The organism is Herbinix luporum (genome assembly GCF_900070325.1).
Taxonomy (GTDB): domain Bacteria; phylum Bacillota; class Clostridia; order Lachnospirales; family Lachnospiraceae; genus Mobilitalea; species Mobilitalea luporum.
Genome location: NZ_LN879430.1, coordinates 668,950 through 681,383 on the forward strand (window position 1 = coordinate 668,950; position 12,434 = coordinate 681,383).

7 protein-coding genes and 1 pseudogene are annotated in these 12,434 nt (G+C 36.6%); 5 read left to right on the forward strand and 3 right to left on the reverse strand.

Translation table 11 applies throughout. The features are described 5' to 3' along the window. Nucleotides 1–3: 3 nt before the first annotated feature. The 5 genes and pseudogenes from SD1D_RS03115 to SD1D_RS03135 all read left to right on the forward strand — a co-directional run. Nucleotides 4–726 carry a lytic transglycosylase domain-containing protein gene (locus tag SD1D_RS03115; RefSeq protein WP_058257568.1) on the forward strand — a complete coding sequence of 241 codons (723 nt, stop codon included), beginning with the start codon at nucleotides 4–6 and terminating at the stop codon, nucleotides 724–726. 365 nt (nucleotides 727–1,091) lie between these two features. Beyond that, nucleotides 1,092–2,654 carry a ribosomal protection-like ABC-F family protein gene (abc-f, locus tag SD1D_RS03120; protein WP_058257569.1) on the forward strand — a complete coding sequence of 521 codons (1,563 nt, stop codon included), beginning with the start codon at nucleotides 1,092–1,094 and terminating at the stop codon, nucleotides 2,652–2,654. A gap of 201 nt (nucleotides 2,655–2,855) precedes the next feature. Next, nucleotides 2,856–7,079, forward strand: coding sequence for a 2-hydroxyacyl-CoA dehydratase (locus SD1D_RS03125; protein WP_058257570.1), 4,224 nt, complete (start codon nucleotides 2,856–2,858; stop codon nucleotides 7,077–7,079). A 293-nt stretch (nucleotides 7,080–7,372) separates the two neighbouring features. Next, nucleotides 7,373–8,476, forward strand: a complete 1,104-nt coding sequence (locus SD1D_RS03130) for an alpha/beta hydrolase (protein ID WP_242955264.1) — start codon at nucleotides 7,373–7,375, stop codon at nucleotides 8,474–8,476. Continuing rightward, nucleotides 8,470–8,873, forward strand: a pseudogene (locus SD1D_RS03135) (ATP-binding cassette domain-containing protein); the annotation flags it as partial. The gene SD1D_RS03130 and the pseudogene SD1D_RS03135, both read left to right, overlap by 7 nt. A gap of 83 nt (nucleotides 8,874–8,956) precedes the next feature. Here the strand turns inward: SD1D_RS03135 and aroA are convergent. The 3 genes from aroA to aroF are packed head-to-tail and all read right to left on the reverse strand — an operon-like array spanning nucleotide 8,957 to nucleotide 12,432. Further along, a complete protein-coding gene (gene aroA / locus SD1D_RS03140; protein ID WP_058257573.1) occupies nucleotides 8,957–10,249 on the reverse strand; it encodes a 3-phosphoshikimate 1-carboxyvinyltransferase in 1,293 nt (430 codons plus the stop codon). Between the two features lie 29 nt (nucleotides 10,250–10,278). Then, on the reverse strand, nucleotides 10,279–11,409 hold the full coding sequence (locus tag SD1D_RS03145) for a prephenate dehydrogenase (RefSeq protein WP_058257574.1): 1,131 nt from the start codon (nucleotides 11,407–11,409) through the stop codon (nucleotides 10,279–10,281). Nucleotides 11,410–11,418: 9 nt separating this feature from the next. Further along, nucleotides 11,419–12,432, reverse strand: a complete 1,014-nt coding sequence (aroF, locus tag SD1D_RS03150) for a 3-deoxy-7-phosphoheptulonate synthase (RefSeq protein WP_058257575.1) — start codon at nucleotides 12,430–12,432, stop codon at nucleotides 11,419–11,421. Between the last annotated feature and the right edge of the window lie 2 nt (nucleotides 12,433–12,434).

Below are 12,434 nucleotides of genomic sequence, written 5' to 3' on the forward strand. Positions count from 1 at the left end.
AAGATGTCAAAAATCAATGGTGTTTCAAATATTATACAGGCTGCAGATTATGAGACTAACAAAGTGGGACGGACAGCTAATACCACATTTTCATCCTATCTAGAGAAAGAAAAAAGTTTAGATGAAATATTTGAGCAGGCTTCAGAAAAATATAATGTTCCTGTTAATCTGTTAAAGGCCATTGGTAAAGCAGAATCCAATTTTAATCCCAATGCAGTTTCTAAAGCAGGGGCACAGGGGGTTATGCAGCTTATGCCAGGTACTGCTAAGGACTTAGGAGTTACAGATCCCTTTGACCCGGAGCAAAATATAATGGGTGGGGCAAAATATATTGCAGATTTGCTAAAACGTTATGATGGTGATACTAAGCTGGCCTTGGCAGCTTATAATGCCGGTATGGGAAATGTTAAAAAATACGGAGGAGTTCCTCCCTTTAAAGAAACTCAAAATTATGTAGTTAAGGTAATGAAATTTATGGAGCAGGATTTTACTGCCGGTACTGTAAAGTCTACTAATAACAGACAAGCAGGGGCAACTAAGGTGAATATGGCAAGTACTGCACCGGTTGGAAATCCTATTACCAACTGGAATATAGCACCTGCCTATCCAACAGGTAAGCTAGCTTCGGAAGGTTTATCAGAACTTCTAGATATATTATTCTCATATCAGGATTATTTGAAATTTATTGATATATTTTTAAGGGAAAATGAAAGTAAGAGCAACTAAATAATTGACATAATTGTTTATTAATAGTAATATGTAAAAAAAGATATAAAGTGAGGTTGAAGGAATGTTCTAATATTTCTTGCTAAAAAGATGAATAAGAATGCTTATGAATATGGCATTTTTGTCGGTTACAATATCTCCTAGGCTTATTGTGGCTTTAGGGTGATATTATTGTGGCAAGAAATTATCATTCCTTTATATAAATTAATCTCATTGTACCCATATATATTTTATTATGGTGTATTTTGTGATTATTAATTAATAGTGGCTAGATTTAACATACCACAGGAAGGATAATTTCTTGTGGTATGTTTTTTTATTGTAAACCGGTATTTATTTAGGGTAATTACCTAGGAGGAATAATAATGTCACAAATTTTAGTTAATAATCTATCTTTTAGTTATGATACGGCTTATGATATGATATTTGAAAATGTCAGCTTTCAGATTGATACCGATTGGAAGCTAGGATTTATAGGACGAAATGGTAAGGGTAAAACTACTTTCTTAAATCTTTTAATGGGGAAATATGAATATAGGGGCAGTATAAGAGCCGGGGTTAATTTTGACTATTTTCCTTTTGAAATAGAAGATATAGAAAGAAATACACTGGATCTTATAAAGGATATAATTGCACCATTTAAAGAATGGGAGAAGGAGATGGAAGAATGCCTGCTTAGTAATATCGACAGGTATGGGCAGCTTTTGGAATTATATCAACAGCATGACGGATATATTATAGATGAACTTATCCAAAAAGAACTGGGAAAACTTAAGGTGGATTTAGATATACTGACAAGGCCCTTTAATACCTTAAGTTTTGGAGAGCGTACAAAAATTATGCTTGCAGCCTTATTTTTAAAGAAGAATAATTTTTTGCTAATAGATGAACCTACCAATCATCTGGATATGGAGGGCCGTGAGATATTGGCAGACTATCTTCAGTCAAAAAAGGGATTTATTCTTGTATCCCATGATAGGGCTTTTCTTGATAAATGTATAGACCATGTCCTTTCTATTAACAGGACCAATATTGAAGTTGAAAAGGGTAATTATTCTTCTTGGTATCACAATAAAAGATTAAGGGATAATTATGAAATTGAGAAAAATAAGCAGTTGATAAAAGAGATTTCCTCCCTATCAGAAGCTGCAAGAAGGGCCGGCTCCTGGTCTGATAAAATAGAAGCATCAAAAACGGGAAATCATGTTTTCGATAGAGGTTATGTGGGACATCAAGCTGCTAAAATGATGAAAAGAGCAAAAGCTATTGAAAGAAGGAAGTTAAATACCCTTGAGGAAAAGAAAGATTTGCTTAAAAACATTGAAGAGACAGAAGCTCTTAAGATGAATATTATACCCTTCCATAAGAAAAGACTAATAGAGCTTGAAGATTTATCCTTGTTTTATGAAAATAAAAAAATTGCTTCAAATATTAACTTAACTGTAAAAAGTGGTGATAGGCTAGCCATAAGGGGTAAGAATGGTTCAGGAAAGACCACCCTACTAAAGCTGCTTCTTGGTAAAGATATTAAACATAGGGGTAGGGCCTATATTGCTTCCGGCCTAAAAATATCCTATGTATCCCAGGATACTTCTTGGCTGGAGGGGTCCTTAAAGGATTTTTCTTTTAAATATGGAGTGGATGAAACTATTTTTAAAACAATACTTCGTCAGTTGGATTTTGAAAGAGATCAATTTGATAAGGATATCCGGTATTTTAGTCAAGGACAGAAAAAGAAGGTACTTCTGGCAAAAAGCCTTGCAGAACCTGCCCATATATTTTTCTGGGATGAACCTTTGAATTTTATCGATGTATTTAGCAGAATCCAAATAGAAGAGCTGCTTTTAGCCTACAAGCCTACAATTGCATTTATAGAACATGATAAAGTATTTACTAAGAGTGTGGCTACCAAAGAGATATATTTATAATTTAAAAATTTTATTTATACAGCCCCAATACTCATAAATTTCACTGAGTATTGGGGCTGTTTTTTTATATTAACTGGCTTTTGAATGATTTACTCCAAAATGAACATAATAGATAAGTGTGAAAATATTTCTAAATCCATATTAGGTTTAAATTTTATTTGAAGAATTTATAATAGGAGAATTTATATTAGGAGTAGGAAGATGGCAAAAATTAATTTGGGAATTGATATTGGCTCAACCACCGTAAAAATAGTAGCCTTAGACAATAAAAAGTTAATTTATCAGTCATATGAAAGACATTATTCAGATATTACTAATACCCTAGTCAAGATGATTTCAGACTGCTATAAGGCCCTGGGAGATATAAGATGCAGTGTAAATATAACAGGCTCAGGAGGTTTATCTGTATCAAGATGGCTTAACCTTCCCTTTTCACAAGAGGTTGTGGCCTGCAGCAGAGCTGTAAGATCATATATTCCCTTGGCTGATGTGGCTATAGAACTGGGAGGAGAAGATGCCAAAATCACATATTTTAAAGGCTCTGTGGAACAAAGAATGAACGGCAGCTGTGCCGGAGGTACGGGAGCATTTATAGATCAGATGGCTGCCCTACTTAATACCGATGCAAAAGGACTTAATGAATATGCCAAGAAAAGTAAAATTATCTATCCGATTGCTTCTAGGTGTGGAGTTTTTGCTAAGACCGATGTACAGCCTTTAATTAATGAGGGAGCAAGAAAAGAAGATATAGCGGCTTCAATCTTTCAGGCAGTGGTAAATCAAACCATTGGGGGACTGGCCTGCGGTAAACCCATAAGAGGAAGAGTAGCTTTCTTAGGGGGGCCTTTGTATTTTTTATCAGAACTTCGTAAAAGATTTACCATTAGCCTAAAAGATTCCTGTAATGATTTTATTTGCCCTGAAAATTCACAACTTTTTCCCGCCATAGGTGCTGCTTTGTTGGGACAAAAGGAAAACTGTCAAAGCTTAAAAGTACTTTATAATAAGGCAGAAAAAATTACTGATAAAAAAGATAAACAAAGTATAATCCTTACGCCACTATTTGAAAATGAAAGACAGTATAAAGAATTTAAAGACAGACATGAAAAAGCCAAGGTGAAATGGACTAATCTTGAAGATTATAAAGGAAAGGCCTATCTGGGAATAGATGCAGGTTCAACCACCACGAAGGTAGTACTTATAGGAGAAGATGGAGAAATCCTATTTTCCCATTATTCTAAGAACGAAGGAAATCCAATAAACAAATTGGTATCAATTCTTAAGCAGCTATATGATAGGCTTCCTGAAGGTGTCAGTATAGCAAAATCAACTGTGACCGGATACGGAGAGGCACTGATTAAGGCGGCATTTCATGTGGATATTGGCGTAATAGAGACCGTTGCCCATTATAAGGCGGCTAATTTCTTTCAACCGGGGGTAGATTTTATCTTGGATATTGGGGGCCAGGATATGAAATGCCTAAGGATTAAAGACAAGGCCATATCAAGTATTCTGCTAAATGAAGCCTGTTCCTCAGGTTGTGGTTCCTTCTTGGAGAGTTTTGCCTCCTCTTTAAATATACCCATAGAGGACTTTTCAAAAAAGGGTTTATTTGCCACTGCCCCTGTGGATTTAGGAACAAAGTGTACCGTATTTATGAATTCTAAAGTAAAACAAGCTCAAAAAGAAGGGGCAGATATTTCTGACTTATCAGCAGGCCTGGCCTATTCTGTAATAAAAAATGCCCTCTTTAAGGTAATAAAGGTTAGGAATGATAATGACTTAGGAAAAAAGATTGTAGTTCAAGGGGGCACATTTTATAATGACGGGGTTCTTAGAGCTATGGAGCTGATTTTAGGCCGGCAGGTAATACGGCCGGAGATTGCAGGCTTAATGGGAGCCTATGGTGCGGCCTTATATGCCAAGGAGCATGAAGAAGAAGGAAAATCCACAGATTTACTGTCAAAGGAAGAAATTAAGGATTTTAGTATAAGTACATCAGGTAAAAGATGTGATAAATGCCCCAATCATTGCCTATTAACCATTAATACTTTTTCTAACGGAGAAAGCTTTATCAGCGGTAACAGGTGTGAAAGGGGTAGCGGGCAAGTAGATAATAATAAAAATAAGCTGCCTAATCTTTATGATTATAAAAATCGCCGTACCTTCAGTTATCGTCCTTTGCCTTTATCAGAGGCTAGGCGAGGCATAATTGGAATTCCCCGTGTGCTAAATATGTATGAGAATTATCCTTTTTGGTTTACTTTACTTACCAACTTAGGCTTTAGGGTAGTTCTTTCACCCCCTTCGGACAAGAAAATCTATGAAAAGGGATTAGAGACAATTCCCTCGGAATCTACCTGCTATCCGGCTAAACTATGTCATGGGCATATTTTAAGCTTAATTGAGCAGGGAGTTGATAGGATTTTTTATCCCTCAGTGGTATATGAAAAGAAGGAATATGAAAAAGTAAATAATCATTATAACTGTCCCATTGTTATTTCTTACCCGGAGGTAGTTAAAAATAATATAGATGAGATAAAAAATAAAGAGGTAAAGTTTATATCTCCCTTTCTATCCCTTGATAATGAAAAGGTACTGATAAAAAGGATTGCCAAGGAATTTGCTGAATTTGGAGTAACCTATAGGGAAGCTAAGGTAGCGGTATCTGCTGCCTGTAAAGAAAGGGAACAATATAAAAAAGATATAAGACAAAAGGGAGAAGAAACCTTAGAATACCTTAGAAAACATAAGAAGAAAGGTATTATCCTTTGTGGAAAGCCTTATCATGTAGATCCTGAGATTAACCATGGGATAGCAAAGCTTATTTCTTCTTACGGCTTGGCCGTACTGACAGAGGATAGTGTGGCCCATCTGGCAGATTTAGATTTTGAATTAAGGGTGGTTGATCAATGGACTTATAATTCAAGGCTTTATAGGGCGGCATATTTGACCTCAAAGGAACCTTGCCTTGAGCTTGTACAGCTAAATTCTTTTGGCTGTGGTATTGATGCCGTAACATCAGATCAAATCAGTGAGATACTAGACAGTGGTGGCAAGATGTATACAATGCTAAAAATTGATGAGGGTAATAATCTAGGGGCTGCAAAAATCAGAATACGTTCCCTTTTGGCTGCTATGGAAGAAAGGGAGAAAAATAATCTTTGGCAAAAAAGAAAGAAGATTTCATATCAAAGACCTTTATTTACTAAAGCCATGCGTAGTACCCATACTATCTTAGCCCCACAAATGGCTCCAATTCATTTTGAATTATTAAAGGAAGCAGCCAAAATGAGCGGATATAAAATGGAGATAATGCCGGCCATGGATAAAACTGCTGTGGATGAGGGCTTAAAATATGTAAATAATGATGTCTGCTATCCGGCCGTTATTATGGTAGGTCAGATAGTCCAGGCCCTAAAATCCGGCTTATATGACCCTAATAAAACCTCGGTTATAATCACTCAAAGCGGAGGAGGCTGCAGAGCAACCAATTATCTTCCCCTATTAAAGTTAGGTCTTAAGGAGGCAGGTTTTCCGGATATTCCATTGATATCTGTCAATACGATAGGCCTTGATAAACAACCGGGCTTTAAATACTCCCTTGGTTTGCTAAATCGTGCCCTAATGTCTTTAATATACGGAGATTTATTTATGAGGGTTTTATATAGGACAAGACCTTATGAAAGATTTCCAGGCTCCGCCAACCTTTTATTTGAAAAATGGTTAGAGATAGCCAAAGAGAATATTAGGGACTGTAATTATAGAAAATACAAATCAAATATAAAATCTATTATTGAAGAATTTGATAGATTGGAACTTAAAGATATTAAAAAACCTAAGGTGGGAGTAGTGGGTGAAATTTTGGTTAAATACCATCCTACCGCCAACAATGATATTGTAAATATCATTGAAGAGGAAGGGGCTGAAGCTGTTGTACCTGATCTTATGGATTATCTCTTATATTCTGCTTTTAATGCACGATTCCGATACAAGTATCTTGCCGGGAAGAAATTAAATAAGAGCTTGGGGAATCTTGCCATTAACTATATACAAGGCTATCGGAAAATTGTAAGAAAGCAGTTGGAAAAAAGCAGAAGATTCTCTCCCCCTACACCGATTGAAGAACTGGCCCATATGGCCTCTAAAGTTCTATCACTGGGAAATCAAACAGGAGAGGGCTGGCTGGTTCCTGCGGAAATGATGGAATTTATAGAACAAGGTATTCATAATATAATATGCGTTCAACCTTTAGCTTGCTTGCCTAACCATGTGACCGGAAAGGGAATGATTAAGCCTGTAAAAGAACGCTATCCTTTTGCTAATATTGTTCCGATTGATTATGATCCCGGTATATCCAGTGTAAATCAATTAAACCGGATTAAATTGATGCTGTCTAATGCTTTTGAGAATTTAGGAAATTAGCTATAACTGGATAAAAAAGTTAAAAGCTATTGCAGATATTGTAAATTATGTTATAATAATGTAAAGTATTGACAGTCAGTGTACATCGTACATGACAATTAGCCATGTACGATGTACATAATATTTTGTATATTGCAAGGAGGAGAAAATTGAAAAGAAATTTTATAATAATTTTACTTATAGGTATTTTAATAGGATTGACCGCTTGTAGGGATAAATCCAGCCTTAATACAGCAGTTGAGGATAAGAAAGAATTATCGCTTATAGAACTAAGTAAAACCCTTGCCTTACAGATGAGTAAAGGGGAACTTAAGGAAACAATTGATGCCTTATCCTTATCAACAAGTGAGCAGCTTACAGAGGAAGATATAAAAAAGGTCTGGGATCAAATTCTACCTAATCTAGGGGATTTTATAGATATAGGGGATACCAGTGAAGAAACTATAGAAAATCATAAAGTAGTTAATGTTATTTTAAATTATCAAAATAGTGGAGTGCGGGTAAGCTTTACATATAATAAGGACAAAGAGATAGAAGGATTATGGATAAAGTATGAACCATATAAAGTTGAAATCATATCTAATGATAAGTTCGAAGAATTTGAGATATCATTTGGAGATCATAAGCAGCCGGTGGAAGGTATTTTAACACTACCTAAAAATATTCATAATCCCCCAGTTGCTATCTTAGTACCTGGGTCTGGAAATCATAATGCGGATGAAACTATTGGAATTAATAGACCCTTTAGGGATTTGGCTTACGGACTGGCAAGTCATGGTGTTGCGGTAATACGTTATCATGAGAGTGTTTCACAATATGATAAGCCAGAATTTACAATACAGGACGATTGTTTAAATGATGCTAGCATGGCCATAAAATATGCACAAAATTGTGGCAAAGTAGATACTGATGGAATATATGTAATAGGACATAGTCTTGGGGCAATGATGGCAGCTAAAATTGCCGCAGATAATGAGGAAGTAGATGGTATAGTTAGTCTTGCCGGAAGTCCCAGAAGACTTGAAGATATAATAGTTGATCAAAATGAAATCCTACTTAAAGCTACTGAAACTGTAACGGAAGAAATGTATAAAGTTCAGATGAATCAGATTAATATGCAGGTGGAGAAAATCAAAGGTTTAAAGGAGAGTAGTGGAGAGATAATCTTAGGTTATCCTGATTCCTTTTGGTATAGTTTAAATCAGATTGATGTAGCTGATATAGTTAAAAATCTGAATATACCTATATTTATAGCACAGGGAAGTAAAGACTTTCAGATATATGCAGATATCGATTACCTGGCCTGGCAGGATTTGCTTAAGGATAGGGATAATGTTGTTTTTCGTCTCTATGATAATTTGAATCATTTATTTATGACTTCTAACGGTAAGTGGTAAATGTAGCAAAGATGGCAGGTATTCATTCATATATTAAGCGGCTTCCCGAGGGATATAATACCATTATAAATGAGGATAGGATGGTATGAACATATCCAAAGGCCAAAAGCAGCTTCTTACTATAGCCAGGGCCATGCTTATGGATGCAAAGATGCTGATACTTGATGAAGCAACCTCCAATGTAGATACCAGAACAGAAATCAAGATACAAAAAGCCATGAGAAAACTTATGGAGCAAAAGACTTGTTTTGTCATAGCCCATAGATTGTCTACTATTCAGGGAGCCGATAATATTCTGGTAGTGGATAAAGGAGATATAGTGGAACAGGGAACCCATAAGGAGCTTATGGAGAAGAAGGGCTTTTACTACAAACTATATATCTCTCAATTTGATTAAAGGTACCATTACCATGAACAAATTAAGAACAAAAGATAATTTTGTTTACAACTTGTTCATGGTAGCAGGTACCCTTTTTTATTTCAGTTTTGCAAGTTTATTAAATCTTTAAAAAATCCCGGATAGGATATGGCAACACATTCTGAATCTAGGATATTTGTATCACCATCAGCCATTAGGCCGGCAATAGCAAAGGCCATGGCAATTCGATGATCCATCTTAGAATCGATGGTGGCACCATGAAGAGGTTTTCCCCCATTAATAATCATTCCGTCATCGGTTGCTTCAATATCTGCCCCCATACGGGAGAGATTATCTACTATTACATCAATTCTATTGGATTCTTTAACTTTTAATTCCTGGGCATCCCTTATAACGGTCCTTCCTTTTGCAAAGCAGGAGAGTACAGCGATAATAGGAATCTCGTCTATTAGGGTAGGAATAATACTGCCACCGATGTTGACTCCCTTAAGATTACTGTGACGAACCAGTAAATCTGCTGATAGTTCGTTGCCATTTTCTTTAATATTTTCTAATTTTATATCTGCTCCCATCATCTGGCATACTTTTAGTATCCCTGCTCGGGTAGGATTAATGCCCACATTTTTAATCAGCAGTTCAGAGTTGGGTACTATAAGTGCCGCTGCAATAAAATAGGCGGCAGAGGAGATATCTCCGGGAATATCTATTTTTCTTCCGGTAAGTGAAGGTCTTGGCTTAACGGATACGGTATTATCTATTGATTTTACCTCAGCACCAAAGTTTGTTAGCATTAGCTCCGTATGGTTTCTTGATATAGCCGGTTCTGTAACTAGAGTGTCTCCTTCTGCATAAAGGCCTGCCAAAAGAAGACAGGATTTAACCTGGGCAGAGGCCACAGGGGAATTGTAATGTATGCCTTTTAATGACGGACATTTTGAGCTGTTTATGCTTAAGGGAGCACAACCATTATGATTAAGGCTTTCTATATCTGCCCCCATTTGTTTTAGGGGGGTAAGTATCCTCTTCATAGGTCTGCTTTGAATAGAAGAGTCACCGGTAATAAGGGAAGAAAAATTTTGACCGCATAATATGCCGGACATTAGACGTATTGTAGTTCCGCTATTTCCTACATTAAGTATATCATTTTGCGCTTTTAAACCATCCAGGCCTTTGCCCTCTATAACTACTTTTTCATTCTGAAAATCTATGTCTATATTAATGCCCAGACGGCGAAAACATGAGATGGTTGCTAGACAGTCTTCACCCAGTAAAAAATGATTTACCTCTGTTTTTCCATTAGCCAGTGCTCCAATCATAACCCCACGGTGGGAAATGGACTTATCACCGGGAACAGTTATGTATCCTTTTAAGGGATTTCTTTTTTTTATTATCATATCAAAGCTCCTTTAACTATTTTAAAGAATCACCTTTCATGTATATGGTAGTGGTGTCTTTTAAGTAATTCTTTTGCAGCTTCTTCAGATTCCTCATCATAAAATTCTATGCGAAGGACACCTTCTTCAAATTCTCTGTTATGAATAATACCGATATTTTTTATACTGATATGATTACCGGCAAGCAAGGCAGCAATGGAGGCTATGGCACCGGTCTCATCTATAATATCCACATATATTTCAAAGATTCTGTTTATAAGACCGATAGATTTATTAGGTATACTGTCTCTAAATTCTCCTGCCGTATCAAACATTTTATATAGATATTCTCCGTCCATTTCATCCAAGGCATGATAAGCTGTCTCTAGCTTTTTGATATATCTGTTTAAAATATTTTTTATTACCTTGGAATTGGTAAGACAGATGTTTTGCCACATTTGCGGTGATGAAGAGGCTATTCTTGTAATATCCTTAAAACCTCCTGCGGCCAGCTGCTTCATCATTTTTGAAATATCCCCGGATTCCCTTATTAGGTTTACCAAGGTGGCAGCTATAATATGGGGAAGGTGGCTAATTGCCGCTGTAATTTCATCATGTTCTTTAGGGTCTAGAATGATTGGTATAGAACCCATTTCTTCAATCAGATTTAGCAGTATCTTTAATTTGTCCGCCGAAGTGTTACTGGTAGGTGTAAGGATATAATAAGCATTTTCCAGCAATAAAGCATAGGAGTTGACATATCCTGTTTTTTCGGAACCGGTCATGGGATGGCCCCCGATAAATACATCCTCCATTTCAAGCTTAGTTACTGCCTGGTGAATGTTATCCTTTACACTTCCCACATCGGTTATGATACATGAGGGTTTTACAATGTGTTTTAAATTCTCCAGATATGAGACATTTGCAAGTACAGGGGCACAAAGGAAAATAATATCGCAATCAGGAAAGCCCTCTGTTAGGTTTCCCGTCACATAATCAAGTACACCGTCAGATAGAGCCTCTTTAAAATCAGCACTGGGAGGATTGGCATGATGATCATAGGCATATAAAAGGGTATGGGGGCGGCTCTTTTTAATTGCCCTGGCAATGGAGCCCCCAATTAATCCAAATCCTATAAAACCTATTTTATTTATTATAAAATCAGCATCCGTATCTTTCATTTACTCCTCCTATAAATTTTTGCCCAATAAATTGATCAGTGGTTTCAGAGTACTTGTCAAATCTTCAAATTGCTCAAAGGACAAGGATTGAGGACCGTCGCTTAAGGCAATTGAGGGATCGGGGTGGGTTTCTATCATAAGCCCGTCTGCCCCTGCGGCAATAGCAGCCATTGACATGGATTTTACATAGGATCTGACACCGGTGGCATGGCTAGGATCAACTATAATAGGAAGGTGGCTTTTTGACTTTATAACCGGTACAGCACTAATGTCTAAGGTGTTTCTAGTTGCTGTTTCAAAGGTTCGAATTCCCCGTTCACAAAGGACAACATTGGGATTACCTTCTGCTATTATATATTCTGCCGCATTTAGCCATTCATCAATTGTAGCCGACAGACCCCGTTTTAATAATACAGGGAGTCCGGTTTTTCCTGCTTCCTTTAATAGATAGAAATTTTGCATATTTCTAGCTCCGATCTGAAGCATGTCTACATATTTTATGGCTGCCTCTATGGCATTAAGGCTTGTTACCTCGCAAATAACAGGAAGACCGGTTTCTTCCCTGGCTTCTTTCATATAAGATAATCCTTCTTCCTCAAGTCCTTGGAATGCATAGGGTGAAGTTCTTGGCTTATAAGCACCCCCACGTAATATATGGGCTCCGGCCTTTTTAATAGCATGGGCAGTATCAAGAAGTTGCTTTCTGCTTTCTATAGCACAAGGACCGGACATTATTACTGTGGTGTCTCCCCCTATTATCACATTTCCAACTTTTACTTTGGTAGGTTCAGGGTGGAATTTCTTATTGGCAAGCTTATAGCTTTCTGTAACGGAAACAATTTTATCTACATCTTCATATATTTCTAAGTTTTGGTCTACCAGTTTTGACTTATCACCGACTACTCCGATAATAGTAACTTCATGGCCATCTGATATATGTGCATTTAAGCCCCTTTCTTCTATGATGGCTTTTATTTTTTGAATGGATTCTGGTTTTGCATTTGGCTTCATTACAATAATCATAT

What these genes read in the sequence shown, in the direction of transcription:
- SD1D_RS03115 (WP_058257568.1), top strand. Translation starts at nt 4, where the DNA reads ATGTCAAAAATCAATGGTGTTTCAAATATTATACAGGCTGCAGATTAT.
- abc-f (WP_058257569.1), top strand. Translation starts at nt 1,092, where the DNA reads ATGTCACAAATTTTAGTTAATAATCTATCTTTTAGTTATGATACGGCT.
- SD1D_RS03125 (WP_058257570.1), top strand. Translation starts at nt 2,856, where the DNA reads ATGGCAAAAATTAATTTGGGAATTGATATTGGCTCAACCACCGTAAAA.
- SD1D_RS03130 (WP_242955264.1), top strand. Translation starts at nt 7,373, where the DNA reads ATGAGTAAAGGGGAACTTAAGGAAACAATTGATGCCTTATCCTTATCA.
- aroA (WP_058257573.1), bottom strand. Translation starts at nt 10,249, where the DNA reads ATGATAATAAAAAAAAGAAATCCCTTAAAAGGATACATAACTGTTCCC.
- SD1D_RS03145 (WP_058257574.1), bottom strand. Translation starts at nt 11,409, where the DNA reads ATGAAAGATACGGATGCTGATTTTATAATAAATAAAATAGGTTTTATA.
- aroF (WP_058257575.1), bottom strand. Translation starts at nt 12,432, where the DNA reads ATGATTATTGTAATGAAGCCAAATGCAAAACCAGAATCCATTCAAAAA.